Here is an 18,378-nt window from a genome sequence, read left to right on the forward strand (position 1 = left end):
TTAGACCCGAATATGTTCCAGGTCCTCGAAGAACCCGGGATAGCTTTTTGCGACGCTTTCGGCCCCCTCGATCTCCACGGCTTCGTCCGAGCGCAGGGCGGCGACGGCCAGCGACATGGCCATGCGGTGGTCGCCGTGGCTCTGCGTGCGTGCCGCGCGGACCTTTCCGCCGCGTATTTTCATCAGATCCTCTTCCGAGGTGTCGACCTCGATGCCCAGTTTGGCATACTCCTCGCGGATGGCCTCCGAGCGGTTGCATTCCTTGTATTCGAGGCGCGAGGTTCCCCGGATGACGCTCACGCCGTCGGCCGCCGCGGCCAGCGCGGCCAGCGCCGGGAACAGGTCGGGACAGTTCGTGGCGTCGAATTCGAAGGCCCGGAGCGGCCGGTGCAGGGCCGTCACCGAGTCCTCCTCGTTGATCACGGCGGCTCCCGCACGCACCAGCGCGGTGCAGATGGCCGTGTCGGCCTGCTTCGAGAGCATCGAGACGTTGCGCACGGTGACCTCCCCGGCCGTGGCACCCGCCACCAGCAGCATCGCTGCGGCGCTCCAGTCGCCCTCGATGCTGAAATAGGTCGAACGGTAGTGCTGCCGTCCGGGGATGTAGAACTCCTCGTAGTCGCGCTGGCTGATTTCGATGCCGAAGCGCGCGGCCGTGTCGAGAGTCATATCTAAATAAGGTGTCGAGACCGCCCCGTGCACGTGCAGCGAGGTGTCGCGTTTGGCCAGCGGCAGCGCCAGCAGCAGTCCCGTGATGAACTGCGACGAGACCGACCCGTCGACTTCGACCTCCCCGCCCTGGATCGGGCCGCAGACCTCGATGGGGAGGAATCCCCCGTTGTCGCGGACCCGCACGCCCAGCCGGCGGAGCGGTTCGAACATCATCTGCATCGGGCGGCGCAGCAGCGAACCGCGCCCCTCGATGGTGACGGGTGTGGGGCAGAGCGATGCCACGGGCGTGAAAAGACGTGTCGAGAGGCCCGATTCGCCGACGTTGAGCACGCGGCCCTTCGGGGCCAGCCCGCCTTCGATCGAGAGCGACGTGGGGTCGACCCGGTGCACCCGTGCGCCGAGCGTCTCGATACATTGCAGGGCGGAACGGGTGTCGTCGCAGAATTCGATGTTGCGCAGCACAGAGACCTCCTCCGAGAGCAGTGCCGCTGCGAGGGCACGCTGTGCATAGCTTTTCGAGCAGGGCGGCGTCAGCGTGCCTTTGACGCGGCCCGGCGGAACCGTTTTATCCATATTCACTCATTAACCTCCTGTCCCTTGCGGTTTTTCATCTCCTGCGTCAGCTGATGGCTCTTCTTCAGCTCGAAATGCTGTCCGAGGTAGACCTTGCGGACCATCGGGTCGGCGGCCAGCTCTTCGGCCGTACCCGTTTTCAGGATCTTGCCTTCGTAGAGCAGGTAGGTGCGGTCGGTGATGGCCAGCGTCTCGTCGACGTTGTGGTCGGTGATGATCACGCCGATGTTCTTGTGCTTGAGCGTCGCCACGATCGACTGGATGTCCTCCACGGCGATCGGGTCCACCCCGGCGAACGGTTCGTCGAGCAGGATGAACGCCGGGTTGATGGCCACGGCGCGCGCGATCTCCGTACGGCGGCGCTCGCCGCCCGAGAGCTGGATGCCGAGGCTTTTGCGCACCTTCTGCAGGCGGAACTCCTCGATCAGCGCCTCGACGCGTTCGGTCTGGTACTCCTTCGTGAAGGAGGTCATTTCCAGCACGGCCCGTATGTTGTCCTCCACCGAAAGGCGGCGGAATACCGACGCCTCCTGCGCCAGGTAACCCACGCCGAGCTGGGCGCGGCGGTATACGGGCAGGTCCGTCAGTTCGGTGGTCTGGCCTTCGTCGCTCTCGAGGAAGATGCGGCCTTCGTTGGGCTTGATCAGTCCCACGATCATGTAGAAAGTCGTGGTCTTGCCGGCTCCGTTGGGACCCAGCAGGCCTACGATCTCTCCCTGATTGACGTCGATCGACACGTGGTCGACGACGGTCCGGGCCTTGTATTTCTTGACGAGTTCGCTGGTGTAAAGGCGCATTGTGTTTTTCGATAAATTTTTTACAAAGTTATGCTTTTTTCCGAAAAGTTTTTTATCTTTACATTGAATTTTCTGATTTTAAAGCATACTATCGGCGAAATGAAACAATTTGATTCTTCCCTGCTGCATGACAAGCTGAAGGAGTACTTCGGCTTTTCGTCGTTCAAGGGGAACCAGGAAGCGGTGATCCGCAATGTGCTGGAAGGCAAGGATACCTTCGTGCTGATGCCCACGGGCGGCGGCAAGTCTTTGTGCTACCAGTTGCCGGCCATGCTGATGGACGGCGTTGCGATCATCATATCGCCGCTGATCGCCCTGATGAAGAACCAGGTCGACGCCATGCGCACCTTCTCGGCCGAGTCGGGGATCGCGCATTTCCTGAATTCGTCGCTCAACAAGACTGCCGTGGCGCAGGTCCGCCAGGACGTGCTCGACGGCAAGACCAAACTGCTCTATTTCGCCCCCGAGTCGCTCACCAAGGAGGACAACGTGGCGTTCCTGCGCAAGATAAAGGTTTCGTTCTACGCCATCGACGAGGCGCACTGCATTTCGGAGTGGGGCCATGACTTCCGTCCGGAGTACCGCCGCATCCGGCCGATCATCAACGAGATCGGCTCGGCGCCGCTGATCGCCCTGACGGCCACGGCCACGCCCAAGGTGCAGCTCGACATCCAGAAGAACCTGGGCATGTCCGACGCTTCGGTTTTCAAGTCGTCGTTCAACCGCCCGAACCTCTACTACGAAATCCGGCCCAAGCACAACGTCGACCACGACATCATCCGCTTCATCAAGCAGAACGAGGGCAAGAGCGGCATCATCTACTGCCTGAGCCGCAAGAAGGTCGAGGAGCTGACCGAGCTGCTCGTGGCCAACGGCATCCGGGCGCTGGCCTACCACGCCGGGATGGACGCGTCGACGCGCGCCGCCAACCAGGACGACTTCCTGATGGAGCGCGTGGAGGTTATCGTGGCCACGATCGCCTTCGGCATGGGTATCGACAAACCCGACGTGCGCTACGTCATCCACTACGACATTCCCAAGTCGCTCGAAGGCTATTACCAGGAGACGGGCCGCGCCGGCCGTGACGGCGGCGAGGGCTACTGCCTGACCTTTTACAGTTACAAGGACATCCAGAAACTCGAAAAGTTCATGCAGGGCAAGCCCATCGCCGAGCAGGAGATCGGCAAGCTGCTGCTGCTGGAGACGGTTTCCTACGCCGAGAGTTCGATGTGCCGCCGCAAGACGCTGCTGCACTATTTCGGCGAGGACTATACCGAGGACAACTGCGGCAACTGCGACAACTGCCGCAATCCCAAACCGAAGGTCGACGCCCGGGCGGCGCTCAAGATGGCGCTCGAAGCCCTGCGCGACATCGGCGACAAGTTCAAGGCCGACTATCTGGTCAACGTCCTGGTGGGCAAGACCACGGCCCTGATCAAGAGCTACGGGCACAACAAGTCGAAATGGTTCGGTGCGGGCGCCGAGTACGACGCCCGTTTCTGGGGCGCGGTGCTGCGTCAGGCCTTGATACTGGGCCTGATCGACAAGAATATCGAAAACTACGGGCTGATTTCGGTCAACAAGAAGGGCGAGGGCTATATCGCCCTGCCGTTCCCGGTGACCGTGACCCTCGACCACGACTACGACGAGGAGGAGAAGGAGTCCGAGTCCGTGGCTCCGATGGGCAAGGGCGGTGCGGCCGACGAGGAGCTGTTCTCGATGCTGAAGGACCTGCGCAAGAAGGTCGCCAAGCAGCACGGTCTGCCGCCGTTCGTCATTTTCCAGGACCCGTCGCTCGAAGACATGGCCGTGCAGTATCCGATCACCGTCGAGGAGATGCAGAACATCACGGGTGTCGGCGTGGGCAAGGCGCGCAAGTTCGGCGAGGAGTTCGTCCGTCTGATCAAGGCCTACGTCGAGGAGAAGGAGATCATCCGTCCGCAGGACATGATCGTCAAGGGCGTGGCCAGCAAGTCGGGCAACAAGATCTTCATCATCCAGTCGATCGACCGCAAGATGGATTTCGAGGACATCGCCCGCGCCAAGGACCTCGACTTCGACGAACTGCTGACCGAGATCGAAGGCATCGTCAACGCCGGAACGAGACTCGATATTTCGTACTACCTGAAGGAGTTCATGGACGAGGACAAGATCGAGGACATTTACCTCTACTTCAAGGAGGACGCCGAGAGCGACTCGCTCGACGCTGCCATCGAGGAGCTGGGGGCCGATTATACCGAGGAGGAGATACGCCTGGTGCGCATTAAGTTTATGTGCGAACAGGGCAACTGATCTTTGATTCTACAGGGCCATTTTCCGCACTTCGTTTGCGGCCCGAAACAGTCCGTGCTTTTGTATGGCTCCTGCTTCGGCCCACATCCCGAAGCTCGGAAACTGCTCCTCTGAAATCAAAAACGAACGGAACGGGGCTGGCGCTTTTGACGCCGATAGCAAGGAGGTAACTAACCGATATAACCTAAATTATGACGCCTATGAACAAGAAGACTTTTACTTTAGCCGTGATTTTTCTGATTTGCGCGTTGGGGTGGCTCGGGGCCAATGTCTATTGGCGCGTGACGCGTTCCAACTGCGTGAACGCATTCGATCTGGTCGTGGGCGTGCTGTTCGTCGCGGCCGGGATCGGAATGGTGTATAACGAATTCAACAAAAAGAAATGCAGACACCTCGACGAGGTGAACAAACACAAAATTCCTTGACCGATGCGTGCGATCGACCGTTTTCAGGCCATCATGGCCGTCGTATTTTTCATTGGGACCCTGGTTTCGGCCTGGCGGGTCTCCGTCGCCGACGGAGGGGACATCTGGTACGTTCCCGTGATCATGGCCCTGGCATCCGCCGCGATGACCGTCGGCGCTTTGCAGCACCGGAAAAGGAAAGTTACCCAAAATGAGGATTGACATGAAAACCAATCTTATGCAGCTTCTGCGCCTTGTATTGATGGTGCTGGCTGTCGCGGGCGTCATCTATGCCATCGAATTCATGGAACGCGGCATCGCCGTGTGGTTCTGGGTTGCGCTGCTCGGCATCGGATTCGCGGGTCTGCTCTACACGTTCCGCCTGACGCAGCGCCGCGTCGCCCGGGAACAGCGTGAGCGTCAGCGGCTCGAAAAGAAGCGCAGCCGCCGTTCGAAACGCTGACCGGGAACCGTAAGCGGGGCTTTCTTGCAGGCCCCGGGAACGGAGGATTGGGTTCCGCACCGCCCGGTCTTTCCTGGCCGGATTTGTTTTGCCGGCTGCGGGTTCCTGGGGGCGGGTTGCAGGTTTTGTGCGAGGCATTAGCCGCCGCCTCTAACGACCTTGCCGATAGGACATGCCGCTTTTGACGGCCGTATGCGAAAGCCGCCGGACGATCCGATCGTCCGGCGGCTTTCGCATGTCAGTTCTGAATCGAGGCGAGCGTTCCGTTTTCGAAATAGAGGTAGCTGTTCATTCCGTAGACCCATTGTTCGTGTACGCCCCAACTTCCCGACGAGCGGTTGATGTCTTCGGGCGAACCCCACGCCTCACGGCACATTTCCCGGGTCATGCCGATCCGGACTTTGCCTTCCAGAATCAGTTCGGCGGTGGCTTTCCCGTATTTCCGGCAGAGTGTCGCCCTGCGCTCCTTCTGCTCCTTCTCCTGCTGCAGGCGCGCCTCTTCGCGCAGACGCGCTTCTTCTGCCCGCTGGGCATATACCGCTTCGGAAGGGGTGAGGACCACTTCGTCCAGGAAGGCGCGGTCCCGGCCGATGGTGTATCCTTCTATTCCGAAGGGCGTCGGGTAGCGGCAAAGCGGAATGTAGAGCTGCGCGCTGTCCTCTTTCCGTTCGAATACGAACGACGGCACGGCGTAACCCTTTCCGTCGCCGATCAGCCGGATGTCCGTGCACCGCAGTTCCGTGCCGAAATTCAGCCGGGTCTCTTCGCCCTGCATGGTGTTGGCCCGTAATCCGAAATATTCGGAAACATATCCCTTTGCCCCGGGTTTGCGTTTGGTCAGGAAGAGATCTTTGCCGACGTATGCCGCGCGGTATTTTCCGATCAGCCCTTCGACGACGGCCGGATAATACTCGTCCCGCAGGTTCGTTTCGTCTTCGCCCATGTGTGCGAACCAGTAGAGCACTTTGCCTGCGTTGTCGCGAAGCCGGAACAGCAACAGTTCGGAATCTTCGAGCCTGCTTTGTTCGATTCCGAGAATTTCGAAACTCTGCCCTTCGACCGCCTCCGCCGGAGTGAACCATCCGGAACGGGTTAGCCCCGAATAGTCCAGCGTGCCGATCCCCCTGGCCTCGTGCAGCGAGCACCCGAGAGGCGTTATGTCGCCGTATCCGAAATGCTCGAAAAATCGGGGATTGTACACATCGCTGTAAAGGGTGTCCACGCGGAAATCCTCGGGGCGGACCTTCTTGCGGGGTTTGCGCAGCCACGTTGTGTCGATGCCTACGATGGCGGGCTGTTCGGCGAGGAAATTGAAGTAGGCGATCGGGCGGAGATTGGCATGAATGTCCCGGGGATAGAAAAGGATACGCTGTCCGACGAGGCTTTCGTAATAGGCAGCGTCGCCGCCCACGCGGATGTTCGCCGTTGAATCGTATACCGCCGCCGCGGTTTTCTCCGGTGCGGCGCCGTGCGGCAGGACGGATTGGACTTTGAACTGTGCCGGGGCGTTTGCGATGCAGCAGAGGCCGAGCAGGGTAGGGAGGAGGCGTTTCATTTCTTAAATCGTATGGACGCAAAGGTAGCAATAATCCGTACCGTTGGTGTCGCGGCGGCGCTTTTATTTGCCGGAGGGCTTTACAAACCTCCGGCGATTCGGTTTTGAACCGGCTTTTTCGTATCTTTGCTGCCTACAATGTAAAGCTATGGGTGAAGTAAGGGCAAAAAAGGCGCTGGGACAGCATTTCCTGGTCGATCTGAATATCGCGCGCAAAATCTGCGATTCGCTTTCGGGCGGCGATGCGGCCGGCGGGCCGTGCACGGTGCTCGAAGTGGGGTGCGGCATGGGCGTGCTGACGCAGTTCCTGCTGCGACGCAGCGACATCGTGACCTGGGGCGCCGAGATCGACCCGGAGAGCGTCGAGTACCTCCACGCGCACTACCCGGAGTTCGCGCCGCGGCTCGTCGCGGGCGATTTCCTCGGGATGAACCTGCGCGAACGCTTTCCCGAAGGGCTGAAGATCATCGGCAACTTCCCCTATAACATCTCGTCCCAGATTTTTTTCAAGGTGCTGGAAAACCGCGACCTCGTGCCCGAGTGCGTGGGCATGATCCAGAAGGAGGTCGCCGTGCGGCTGGCCGAGCCTCCCGGTTCGAAGGAGTACGGCATTCTGTCGGTCCTGTTGCAGGCGTGGTACGACATCGAATACCTCTTCACGGTGGGCGAGACGGTTTTCAATCCGCCCCCGAAGGTCAAGAGCGCCGTCATCCGCCTGCGCCGCAACGCCACGGAGCGCCTCGGCTGCGACGAGACCTTGTTCGTGAAGGTGGTGAAAGCCTCTTTCGGCCAGCGGCGCAAGATGATCCGCAACTCGCTGAAGTCCGTTTTCGGCGATTTCGGCGGGGCCGAGCATCCGTTCTTCACCCGGCGTGCCGAGCAGCTGGGCGTCGCCGAGTTCGTGGAGCTGACGAATTGGGTTTCCGAAAACCGCCGGTAGCGGCCGCTATTCCTCTTTTTTTAAATACGGTTCCATACGCTTTGTTTCCACGACGACGCCCGATTTTTCCAGCCGGGCGATGATCTCGCTGTAATCCCTGCTGCGGATTCCTTCCAGATAGTGCCACCGGACCTTTCCGCTGTCGTCCGTCAGACGGATGCGCGGGTTGGCCCGCAGGTCCCGGATGAACTCTACCCGCCGCAGGGTGTCGTAGGGGTAATCGAGCGTGCGCCGTGTGAACGGATTGCGGATCGAAATCTCGTGGTCGGAGAGTGCGATGCAGTTGCGGGTTGCGAGGTAGAGCAGGTACATTCCGGTATAGAAGCCTCCGAGGATGAAAAATCCCCGGGTCCGCAAAGTGTCCCATAGCAGCAGGCACATCGCGAGCGACCCGGCATAGATCCAGGTTTCCTGACTTCTGAAGAGGGGATTCCGGTATGTTTTCATAACCGGGGCTTTTCCGCCCCGGCGACCACCGTCACCAGGTCTTCGCGGCGGAGGTATTTTCGGGCCAGCTGCAGCACCTCGGCGGGCGTCATCTGCCGGATGCGGCGGATGTTCTCGCCGATCACCGTGTTGTCGCGGCCGCAGAGGATGTTCTCGATCGTCACGTCGGCGATACCGAACGGACCGTCGAGAATGCGCATCATCTCCCCCGTCATCATGTTCTTCACCAGTTCCAGTTCCGCTTCCGGCATCGGCTCCGCGCCGAGGCGTTCGATCTCGGCGTAAATCTCCCGCAGGGCCTCCTGCGTCACGTCGGCGCCGACCTGTGCCGCCACGGCGAAGTAACCTTCGCGCTCGAAGTTGACCATCGCCGAGACCACGCCGTAGGTGTAGCCGTGCTCTTCGCGCAGGTTCTGCATCAGGCGCGAGCCGAAGTATCCGCCCAGGGCCGTCGCCACGACCTGCATACCCAGAAAATCGGGATGTGTGCGCGGGAACAGCAGGCGGCCGATGCGCAGCGACGACTGCACGGCCCCCGGGTATTCGACGAACGCCGCATGCGTGGTCTCGGGCGCGGGGAAGACGGGCGGCGCTTCGGCGGCGCCGCGGGGAATCCGTCCGGCGAGTTCCGCCACGGCTTTCAGCTCGTGGTCGCCGATGCGCCCGCTGCACACGACGAAGCAGTTTTCGGCGGTGTAGAACCGTTTGTAGAAACCGGCCACGTCCTCGCGCGTGAGGCTGTCGTAGGCCTCTTCGTGCGACGAGACGCCGTAAGGATGCCGCTCCCCGAACAACGCCCGGGCGAACGCTTCGCGGGCCTTCACCTCGATCTTCGCCCGTTCGACCGCCAGCCGCTGTTTGCGTTTGGCGGCGTAGGTGCGCAGCTCTTCCTCGGGGAATGCGGGGCAGAGCAGGATCTGCTCCGCCACGGCGAGCGTCGGGTCGAAGAATTTCGAGAGGGTGGCGAAATTGATGTAGGCGTAGTCGCGGTCGACGTTCACGTCGTACCACGAGCCGTAGTAGTCGAGTTGTTCGGCGATCTGGTGCGCCGTCATGTCGCGCGAGCCTTCGGAGAGGAGGTTGGCGGCGGCCGACGCCGAGAAGGGCGCCTGCTGGAGGGCCGATCCGGCGCGGAAAACGAACGAGATGCGCAGCACCTCGAAATCGTCGGAGGCGAGCGTGTAGAGTCCGATGCCGTTGGGCAGCGTCGTGCGGCGGGCTTCGGCGACCTCGACCTGCGAGGGAGTTATGCGGGGTTGTGTCATTTCCTGGCGTTGTAAATGAGTGTAGAACTGTTTTCGGGCCGCAGCGTGCGGCGGCTGAACGAGCGGATGTCCTCGTCGGTGACGGCGCGGTAGCGGTCCACCTCGCGGTTGATCAGGGAGAGGTCGCCCAGCATCTCGTAGAACCCGAGGTTCATCGCCTTGTTCATCACGTTCAGTTCGCCGAAGAGCGTGTTGGCTTCGAACTTGTTCTTGACCTTTTCGATTTCGTATGCGGTCGCGGCGGTCGTTTGCAGGGCTTCGATCTCTTCGCGGAAAGCCGCTTCGGCCGCTTCGGGCGTCACGCCCGGGAGCAGCTGGCCCGTGAAGACGAACAGTCCCGGGTCGACGTCGCCCGTGATGTAGGCGTTGACGCTCGACAGCAGGTTGCGTTCTTTGACGAGGTGCGTGTAGAGGCGTCCCGAGTCGCCGCCCGAGAGCAGGTCCGAAACCAGGTCGGCGGTGTAGAAATCGGGCTTGGTGCGTGCGCACATGTGATAGGCTACGGTGACGGTCGAGGCCGGCACGTCGCGTTCGACCTCCTGGCGGCGGGCCTGTGTCTGCACGGGTTCCTGCGGGATGGCGGCCGTCTCGGACGGGTGGTCGGCGAGCGGCGCGAACCACTTTTCAGCCAGCTCCAGCATCCGCTCCTCCTCCATGTCGGCCGAGATCGACAGAATGGCGTTCGACGGGCGGTAGTGGGTGCGGTAGAAGGACTCGACGTCCGCGAGCGTGGCTCCGGCGATATGGTCGGTCGCGAGGCCGATGGCCGCCCAGCGGTAGGGGTGGACCTTGTAGGCGAGCGCCCGCAGCAGCATCGTCTGGTCGCCGTAGGGCTGGTTGAGGTATCGCTGGCGGAACTCCTCGATCACCACCTTCTTCTCGGCTTCGAGCTTGGCGGGGGTGATGTCGAGTCCCTCCATGCGGTCGCTTTCGAGCCAGAGGGCCGTTTCGAGGTTGTCCTTCGGGAGCGTGATGTAGAAATCCGTGTAGTCGTTGTTGGTGAAGGCGTTGTTGTCGCCCGAAGCCATCTGCACCGGAAGGTCGAAATTCTCCACGGTGCGCGTTCCGCGGAACATCAGGTGTTCGAACAGGTGGGCGAATCCCGTGCGTGCGGGGTTTTCGTTGCGCGCGCCGACCCGGTAGAGGATATTCACGGCGGCGAGTTTCGACGCCCGGTCGCGGTTGACCACGACGGTCAGCCCGTTGGGGAGTGTTTTTCTGGTGTATGGAATCATAGTTGCGCAAAGGTACGAAAAAGTCCGGTGGCTGCAAACCGGGATTGCGTGGGGTGGTCCCGTAGAACCTTCCGGCAGATAAAAGGGCGGTCGCGCCCCCGGGGACCGTAAAAAAGCAGCGGCGGGAAATACAAGTGACGCCTCATTGTTCGGAAAATGGATTCGGTGACTATGAAGAAGTTTGGGATAGGAATCCATCGCTCCCGCCGCTGCATGACCGGTACATCGGCAGAAACGAGAAGAGTGCTGCCGAGATCCTGGCTCCTGTGGCTCTGGTAAAGCCTGTAAACCCCTCACATCAGCGCGCACCCTTCGGGTACGATCCATTGTGGGTTTACAAAAAATTTACCAGATTTCAGGAGCCCCAATATAACCGTTTCAATAACGATATTTAAAGAACGAATGTAAACGTGTTTCCGAGGACAAAGTTAATAAAAAATCCCGGTTTGCGGCCAAAGTGTCCGAAAGTCCTATTCATAAACCTTATTTTAGGGGTTCCGGCCGGGCCGCGGGCCGCCCGGCCGCCGCGTGCTGTGTCCGGACGCTGGGCTTCCGCCTTCCCGCCGATGTGCCTGCCGGGTAATTCGCTATTGGTTAGCCAGTTCTGCAACTCGGTGATTTCCCGGCAGTTTGTTGTTAATCGAATAACAACCGGACTGTTAATCGATTCACATTTGAAATGTCAAAAAATAACGCTTTTTTGAACAAAAGTAAGTGCGGATTCTCGGCTGAAATTGCTATATTTGCATCGCCCGTTTGTCGGGGCTATGCCTGAAATATCGGAAAAACACACAAATATCATCTAAATTTCAACTAAAATGGCAGAAAAGAAATTTATCACCTGTGATGGTAACTACGCTGCGGCCCATGTGGCTTACATGTTCTCGGAAGTCGCGGCCATCTATCCCATCACGCCGTCGTCGACGATGGCCGAACTCGTGGACGAGTGGGCCGCCCAGGGCCGTAAAAATATCTTCGGAGAGACCGTTAAAGTCGTTGAAATGCAGTCCGAGGCCGGAGCCGCAGGTGCCGTCCACGGATCGTTGCAGAGCGGCGCCCTGACCTCGACGTTCACCGCTTCGCAGGGCCTGCTGCTGATGATTCCCAACATGTACAAGATCTCCGGCGAACTGCTCCCGGGCGTGTTCCACGTTTCGGCGCGTGCGCTGGCCGCGCAGTCGCTGTCGATTTTCGGCGACCATCAGGACGTGATGGCGGCCCGTCAGACGGGTTTTGCCATGCTGGCCACCTCGTCGGTCCAGGAGGTCATGGACCTCGCCGGCGTCGCGCACCTCGTGTCGCTCAAGGCCCGCGTGCCTTTCCTGCACTTCTTCGACGGTTTCCGCACCTCGCACGAGATCCAGAAGATCGAACTGATCGACGAAGCCGCGCTGACGGCGATGCTCGACCGCGACGCCCTGAAGGAGTTCCGTGCCCGTGCTTTGAACCCCGAACATCCCGTGACCCGCGGTACGGCCCAGAACCCCGACATCTATTTCCAGACGCGCGAGGCTTCGAACAAGTTCTACGACGCCATTCCCGACATGGTGGCCGACACCATGAAGGAGATTTCGAAGATCACGGGACGCGACTACAAGCCGTTCGTCTACTACGGCGCGAAGGATGCCGAGAACGTGATCGTCGCGATGGGTTCGGTGACCGAGACCATCAAGGAGACGGTCGACTACCTGATGGCCAAGGGCGAGAAGGTGGGCGTCGTCACCGTGCACCTCTACCGCCCGTTCTCGGTGAAATACCTGATGGCGGTGCTTCCCGAGAGCGTGAAGCGCGTCTGCGTGCTCGACCGCACGAAGGAGCCGGGAGCCAACGGCGACCCGCTGTATATGGACGTCGTCGAGGCGTTCTCCGCCTGCCCGTGCGACCGCAAGCCGCTCGTCATCGGCGGCCGCTACGGCCTTTCGTCGAAGGACACCACCCCGGCGCAGATGCTGGCCGTGTTCGAGAACCTGAAGATGAACGAGCCGAAGAACCAGTTCACGGTGGGTATCGTCGACGACGTGACGTTCCGTTCGCTGCCCGTCGGCGAGGAGATTTCGCTCGCGAAGCCCGGCACGTTCGAGGGCCTCTTCTTCGGTCTGGGCGCCGACGGCACGGTGGGCGCCAACAAGAACTCGATCAAGATCATCGGCGGCACGACCGACAAGTACTGCCAGGCCTATTTCTCCTATGACTCGAAGAAATCGGGCGGCTACACCTCGTCGCACCTGCGTTTCGGCGACCTGCCGATCACGTCGCCCTATCTGGTGACCACCCCCGACTTCGTGGCCTGCCACGTGCCTTCGTACGTCGACAAGTACGATGTGCTGAAGGGGCTGAAGACCGGCGGTTCGTTCCTGCTGAACTCGGTACACGACGCCGAGACGACCTGCGCGACGCTGCCCGACCACATGAAGGTCTACCTGGCCAAGAACAAGATCAACTTCTATATCATCAACGCCACGAAGATCGCCGCCGAACTGGGTCTGGGTTCGCGTACGAACACCATCATGCAGTCGGCTTTCTTCAAGATCGCCAATGTCATTCCGTTCGACAAGGCCGTCGAGGAGATGAAGAAAGCCATTCTGAAATCCTACGGCAAGAAAGGCGAGGACATCGTCAACATGAACTACGCGGCCGTCGATGCCGGCGGCAGCGCCGTGGTGAAGGTCGAGGTTCCGGCCGAGTGGGCGAATATCGTCGTGAAGGAGGAGGAGCGCACGGCCGATGCCGCGCGTCCCGACTTCGTGAAGAAGATCGTCGATCCGATCAACGCCCTGAAAGGCGACCTGCTGCCCGTTTCGGCCTTCAACGGCCGCGAAGACGGCACGTGGGACAACGGCACGGCCGCTTATGAGAAGCGTGGCATCGCCGTCAGCGTTCCCGAGTGGAAGATCGGGAACTGTATCCAGTGCAACCAGTGCGCCTATGTCTGCCCCCACGCCGTGATCCGTCCGTTCCTCGCCACCGAGGAGGAGGCCGCCGCTTCGGGCGTGGAGTGGAAGCAGGGCCTCGGCGAGACCAAGGAGTACAAGTTCCGCATTCAGATTTCGCCGATGGACTGTACGGGCTGTTCGAACTGCGTCGACGTCTGCCCCGCCAAGGAGAAGGCGCTCGTGATGCGCCCGCTCGAGGAGCAGATGCCCCAGCAGAAAAATTGGGATTACATCACCAAGCATATCGGTTACAAGCAGGTCGTCGACAAGACCAAGTCGGTCAAGAACCTGCAGTTCGCACAGCCGCTGTTCGAGTTCTCGGGCGCCTGCGCTGGTTGCGGCGAGACCCCTTATATCAAGGCCATTTCACAGCTGTTCGGCGACAAGATGATGGTTGCCAACGCCACGGGCTGCACCTCGATCTACTCGGGTTCGGCTCCCTCGACGCCTTACTGCACCAACGCCGCCGGCCAGGGTCCCGCATGGGCCAACTCGCTCTTCGAGGACAACGCCGAGTTCGGTCTGGGTATGCATATCGGCGTGGAGAAGCTCCGCGACCGCATTCAGGAGACGATGGAGAAGGCCATCGCCAACTGCGAAAAGTGTTCCGACGAGCTGAAGGCCGTGATGAAGGAGTGGATCGAAAACCGCGCCTCGTCGGCCAAGTCGGCCGAGGTTACGGCGCGCCTGATCCCGCTGATGGAGGCCTGCGGCTGCGACTACTGCAAGGAGATTCTCGAACACAAGGACTGGCTCGTGAAGAAGTCGCAGTGGATCATCGGCGGCGACGGCTGGGGCTACGACATCGGTTACGGCGGCGTGGACCACGTGCTGGCTACGGGTCAGGATGTGAACATCCTCGTCGTGGACACCGAGGTTTACTCGAACACCGGCGGTCAGTCGTCGAAATCGACCCCCGTGGGCGCCGTTGCCAAGTTCGCATCGAGCGGCAAGCGCATCCGCAAGAAAGACCTCGGCGCGATGGCCATGACCTACGGTTATGTCTATGTGGCGCAGGTTTCGATCGGCGCTTCGCAGCAGCAGCTGTTCAACGTGCTGAAAGAGGCCGAGGCTTATCCCGGACCTTCGCTCGTGATTGCCTACGCCCCGTGTATCAACCACGGCATCAAGGGCGGCATGACCCGCACGCAGACCGTCGGCAAAGAGGCCGTAGCCTGCGGTTACTGGCACCTGTGGCACTACAACCCGCTGCTTGAGGAGCAGGGCAAGAATCCGTTCGTGCTCGACTCGAAAGAGCCGGATTGGTCGAAGTTCCGCGAGTTCCTGCTGAAGGAGGTGCGCTACACCTCGCTCCAGAAGTCGTTCCCTGCCGAGGCCGACGAACTGTTCGCCGCCGCGGAGGAGAACGCCAAGTGGCGCTACAACGGCTACAAGCGCCTCGCGCAGATGGAGTACTGATCCCGCCTGTTCCTGCTGTAAAGGCCGCACCCCGATTCGGGGTGCGGCCTTTTTTGTTGAAACTCTGCGGCTTTCTCGTATAACGTCTGGATCGGCTCGTGATGAAATTCTGCTGTTTGGTGATGAATTTCCCCCCCCCCGGTTGAATTTATTTGATCGAGATAGGGCGGGGCAGTAATTTTGCGGCACAAATTGAATTCCAAATACCTCACTGATTATGAAAAAGATTTTTACGCGTGCAGCGATGCTGTTGGCAGTTGTTGCGATGGCATCCGCTTTTACCGCATGTGACGACGGCGACGACGGCGGAAAGAAAAAGTTCGAGTCCGAGTTGATCGGCAGCTATCAGCCGACCCCTGTGACGCTGACCATTCCCGATGTGGTCGAGGAACCCTCGCCGTTTTATTTCCTGCTGTTGCCGACGTGGACCGATCCCGATAATATCCCGGGCATCGACTTGTCGGAGTCGATGGGTATGCCTGCCGGAAGCTGGATTATGCCGATGAATACGATTTGCGGCTTGATTCAGGCCATGGCCTCGAATATCGTTAAAGGCGGTTTGGTGCAGGTGGATCTTAAAGACGACGGATCGTTCGGTGCCCGGTATCACGGTCTGATCATCGGCGACGACGTCATTTCGTCGATTATGGATCCGAAATTCACCCCGGAGATCAGTTCGTTCCCGAGTGCCGAGACCGCGGAACTGCTGCCCGAAGGCGCTCTGGGATATTATACGAAGGATTCGCACCTCTATTTCACCATCAGCAAGGCGTTCCTCAAACAGGTTGGCGAGACGTCGGAAATGGGCGACCTGACGTCGATTATCGACGGACTTCTTGCGGCTTACAAACTCGACATCGTCTCGACGGACGAATACTATGCTATTCCCTTGAAATACAGTGTTAAGGACGGTGTGACCAAACTCTATGTCGACCGTGCGATGATTATGCCTTTCCTGCCCCTGCTCGAAGAGTTGTTCAAACTGTTGGGTGACGAGGCCTCGTTTATGGGTATCAGCCTCGGCGATATCGTCACGACGGTTCTCAATAACACGACGGAACTGGAGATTGCGCTTCCCTTGCAGCGCCTCTGATCGGTAACAACCGGCTTATGGGCGGTCCGGATTTTCCGGGCCGCTTTTTTCTGCCGCTGTATTGGAGGTCCGGATTATATTGCCTATATTTGTCTGACAAAAACCGACCCGATATGAAGAAAAACTTTTTCCTGCTCGCCGCCGTGCTTCTCTGCGTTTGCGGCACGGCTTTCGGCTGGGGCAAGACCGGACACGATGCCATCGCCTACATTGCGGAATGCAACCTGACGCCCAGGGCGAAGAAAAACATCGGGAAGTACCTCGACGGCCGTTCGATCGTCTACTATGCCTCGTGGATGGACGCCGTGCGCGCTACGGAGCCTTACCGTGCCACTTCGAAATGGCACGGATTCGATGCCGACGCCGAATGCCGTTACGTGCCCCGTCCTGCCGAAGGCGACGCCGTGCTGGGCATCGAGGATGCGATGGAGAAACTCCGCGGCTACCGTCGTCAGGACGATTCGACGGTCCGTGTGGCGATCTGCTGCCTGGTGCACCTGGTGGGGGACATGCACTGCCCGACGCACGTCAAATATCCGTGGTACAGCAGTTTCAAGTTCGAACTCAACGGCCGGAAATGCGCTTTCCACGGCTTCTGGGACACCGAGGCGTTGGAACTCAACCACCGCTGGGGTTACGAGGACTACCGCTATCAGCTCGACCGCTGCCCGAAGTCCGAGCGCCGCGCCCTTGCCGCCGGCACGCCCCGCGAATGGGCCGCCGAGAACGCCCGCAACTGCCGCGTGATCTACGACTGGATCAAACCCGGCGACACGCTCGACAAAGCCCGGACGAGCGCCTACCTGATGACCGTACAGCCTCTTGCCGAGGCGCAGGTGCTGAAAGCCGGCTACCGTCTGGCGCGTATTTTGAATGAAATATTCGGTTAACAAACGTATTTTGAAATTATGAAAAAGATTTTTGCAGCCGCAGCGCTGCTTTTAGCCATGACCGCCTGCGGCGGATCGCAGAAAAAGGCTCTTCCGCTGGAGGGCACGACGTGGAAACTTGCCAAAATGGAGGCGATTCCCGCCAAGGCCATCGATGCCGAGGCCGATTTCTTCACCATGCAGTTCAGCGCCGCCGATACGCTCGTGTCGGGCCGCACCAACTGCAACCGTTTCTTCGGCAGGTACGAGCTGAAAGGTCAGAAGCTGGAGTTCGAAAACCTCGGCATGACCCGGATGGCCTGCCCCGAGATGCAGTATGAGGATGCCTTCGTGAAGATGCTCGACGAGGTGGACCGCTACGAGATCAAGGGTTCGGAGCTGAAATTCTACGACGACAAAAAGGTCGTTGCCGAATTCCGCGCCGTGCAGGACGCTGCGGCCAAGAAGAAATAAGTCGTATCCGGTCAGAATGACAAGCCCGCTTCCGACACACGGAAACGGGCTTGTCGTGTCTTGGCCGCGGGCTGCAGACGGCCCGTATGGGGTGTTATTCTCCGGAAGCGGATCCGGCCTCGAGCCGTTCGAAAAATTCCCGGAGCGGGATTCCGTAGTAGGCGCACAGATCGGCAAGCGTCGAGACCGAGATGTTTCCGCGTCCGGATTCGATCCGGCCGATGTTGATGTCGGTGTCGGTGAAGACCTGCTTCTGGGAGAGGTTGCGCGCATGACGCAGTTCGCGCAGTTGCGCGATCACGCCCCGGACCACCGGTTCGTTATATCGTTCGTTTTTCCGCCGCATGACGCAAAGGTACGTTAAATTCGGCAATTTCCGAAAGTCCGTCCGCTGCATCCTTCGCGGCCCTGTGTAAAGCCCGCACCCGCTGCCTTCGCGGCTCTGTAAAAAACCACTCTTGCCGCCCGCTGCCCCGTATCCCCGCCTTTTGTTCTGCCGCTGCACCGGGCGTATTCCTCTCCGGCAAGTCCGCTTTTTGTCCGAATGAGTGCCGGATCGGTTTTATATGTATTCTGAAAAGAGTTCGATATTGTTCTGTTTGGTTCAAGGCGTTGCCGGAACGGAAATTTTGCCTATCTTTGTACAAATAAACAAGGGTAAACAACTCTTTATACCTCTAGCAAACTTAGGGAACCTCACCAGGAGGCTGTTTGAACCGGGTATGATTGTTGTCAGTCCTGTGTTATGCCTCGACCTTAGGGTTGGGGCAGGCACGGGCGCGGGACGACTTTCCGGTTCATGGCTCCCTAAGGCCAGCATTGAGAGGGTCCGACTCGCGCTTTTTTGTTGGGAACAAAGCCGCGCGGTCATTATTCCGGGGCGGCGTCCGGCCGTTGCACTACGGTCGGGATTTCAGAAGAAATCCCCGTGTCGTCGCCCCAGTTGG

General features: G+C 59.8%; 16 protein-coding genes. 9 read left to right on the forward strand and 7 right to left on the reverse strand.

Annotated features, from left to right (window positions below):
- Together aroA and lptB are read right to left on the reverse strand one after the other, a co-directional pair.
- Window positions 1-1,245 (reverse strand): 3-phosphoshikimate 1-carboxyvinyltransferase, encoded by a 1,245-nt coding sequence (gene aroA / locus ACGHP5_RS12340; RefSeq protein ID WP_290533938.1) that lies wholly within the window; start codon window positions 1,243-1,245, stop codon window positions 1-3.
- Window positions 1,246-1,247: 2 nt separating this feature from the next.
- Complete coding sequence (lptB, locus tag ACGHP5_RS12345) at window positions 1,248-2,042, reverse strand: LPS export ABC transporter ATP-binding protein (RefSeq protein WP_290533937.1); 795 nt, start codon at window positions 2,040-2,042, stop codon at window positions 1,248-1,250.
- Between the two features lie 99 nt (window positions 2,043-2,141).
- Between lptB and recQ the strand changes: the two genes are divergently transcribed.
- The 4 genes from recQ to ACGHP5_RS12365 all read left to right on the forward strand — a co-directional run bounded on the left by recQ (window position 2,142) and on the right by ACGHP5_RS12365 (window position 5,201).
- Window positions 2,142-4,334 (forward strand): DNA helicase RecQ, encoded by a 2,193-nt coding sequence (gene recQ, locus ACGHP5_RS12350; protein ID WP_337657623.1) that lies wholly within the window; start codon window positions 2,142-2,144, stop codon window positions 4,332-4,334.
- Window positions 4,335-4,534: 200 nt separating this feature from the next.
- Complete coding sequence (locus ACGHP5_RS12355; protein WP_276722415.1) at window positions 4,535-4,759, forward strand: hypothetical protein; 225 nt, start codon at window positions 4,535-4,537, stop codon at window positions 4,757-4,759.
- 3 nt (window positions 4,760-4,762) lie between these two features.
- On the forward strand, window positions 4,763-4,960 hold the full coding sequence (locus ACGHP5_RS12360; RefSeq protein WP_276722413.1) for a hypothetical protein: 198 nt from the start codon (window positions 4,763-4,765) through the stop codon (window positions 4,958-4,960).
- Between the two features lies 1 nt (window position 4,961).
- Entirely contained in the window at window positions 4,962-5,201 is a 240-nt protein-coding gene (locus tag ACGHP5_RS12365) for a hypothetical protein (RefSeq protein WP_276722411.1), read from the forward strand.
- Window positions 5,202-5,439: 238 nt separating this feature from the next.
- On the opposite strand, the gene ACGHP5_RS12370 is transcribed toward ACGHP5_RS12365, so the two are convergent.
- Window positions 5,440-6,756, reverse strand: coding sequence for a hypothetical protein (locus tag ACGHP5_RS12370; protein WP_390567036.1), 1,317 nt, complete (start codon window positions 6,754-6,756; stop codon window positions 5,440-5,442).
- A 148-nt stretch (window positions 6,757-6,904) separates the two neighbouring features.
- On the opposite strand from ACGHP5_RS12370, the gene rsmA reads away from it, so the two are divergent.
- Complete coding sequence (gene rsmA / locus ACGHP5_RS12375; RefSeq protein WP_290533933.1) at window positions 6,905-7,696, forward strand: 16S rRNA (adenine(1518)-N(6)/adenine(1519)-N(6))-dimethyltransferase RsmA; 792 nt, start codon at window positions 6,905-6,907, stop codon at window positions 7,694-7,696.
- 6 nt (window positions 7,697-7,702) lie between these two features.
- Here rsmA and ACGHP5_RS12380 read toward each other — a convergent pair whose 3' ends face one another.
- From ACGHP5_RS12380 to ACGHP5_RS12390, 3 genes are read right to left on the reverse strand one after another with little or no spacing between them, the layout of a single operon-like run.
- Entirely contained in the window at window positions 7,703-8,143 is a 441-nt protein-coding gene (locus ACGHP5_RS12380; RefSeq protein ID WP_290533932.1) for a hypothetical protein, read from the reverse strand.
- The gene (locus ACGHP5_RS12385; protein WP_390567038.1) at window positions 8,140-9,408 is read right to left on the reverse strand and encodes a M16 family metallopeptidase; all 1,269 of its coding nucleotides are present in this window, start codon (window positions 9,406-9,408) and stop codon (window positions 8,140-8,142) included. The genes ACGHP5_RS12380 and ACGHP5_RS12385 overlap by 4 nt, the downstream gene beginning before the upstream one ends.
- Window positions 9,405-10,643, reverse strand: a complete 1,239-nt coding sequence (locus ACGHP5_RS12390) for a M16 family metallopeptidase (RefSeq protein ID WP_390567040.1) — start codon at window positions 10,641-10,643, stop codon at window positions 9,405-9,407. The genes ACGHP5_RS12385 and ACGHP5_RS12390 overlap by 4 nt, the downstream gene beginning before the upstream one ends.
- Before the next feature lie 818 nt (window positions 10,644-11,461).
- On the opposite strand from ACGHP5_RS12390, the gene nifJ reads away from it, so the two are divergent.
- The 4 genes from nifJ (at window position 11,462) to ACGHP5_RS12410 (ending at window position 17,431) form a co-directional block, all read left to right on the forward strand.
- Complete coding sequence (gene nifJ, locus ACGHP5_RS12395) at window positions 11,462-14,995, forward strand: pyruvate:ferredoxin (flavodoxin) oxidoreductase (RefSeq protein ID WP_390567042.1); 3,534 nt, start codon at window positions 11,462-11,464, stop codon at window positions 14,993-14,995.
- A gap of 217 nt (window positions 14,996-15,212) precedes the next feature.
- Window positions 15,213-16,088, forward strand: a complete 876-nt coding sequence (locus ACGHP5_RS12400; protein WP_390567044.1) for a hypothetical protein — start codon at window positions 15,213-15,215, stop codon at window positions 16,086-16,088.
- Between the two features lie 113 nt (window positions 16,089-16,201).
- Window positions 16,202-16,978: a S1/P1 nuclease gene (locus ACGHP5_RS12405; RefSeq protein ID WP_290533927.1), complete on the forward strand. Its 777-nt coding sequence runs from the start codon at window positions 16,202-16,204 to the stop codon at window positions 16,976-16,978.
- An 18-nt stretch (window positions 16,979-16,996) separates the two neighbouring features.
- Window positions 16,997-17,431: an META domain-containing protein gene (locus tag ACGHP5_RS12410; protein ID WP_290533926.1), complete on the forward strand. Its 435-nt coding sequence runs from the start codon at window positions 16,997-16,999 to the stop codon at window positions 17,429-17,431.
- A gap of 94 nt (window positions 17,432-17,525) precedes the next feature.
- On the opposite strand, the gene ACGHP5_RS12415 is transcribed toward ACGHP5_RS12410, so the two are convergent.
- A complete protein-coding gene (locus ACGHP5_RS12415; protein WP_390567046.1) occupies window positions 17,526-17,777 on the reverse strand; it encodes a helix-turn-helix domain-containing protein in 252 nt (83 codons plus the stop codon).
- Between the last annotated feature and the right edge of the window lie 601 nt (window positions 17,778-18,378).

Origin of the sequence: Alistipes sp. i18-0019-D1, from assembly GCF_042852885.1 — a bacterium.
GTDB lineage: Bacteria > Bacteroidota > Bacteroidia > Bacteroidales > Rikenellaceae > Alistipes.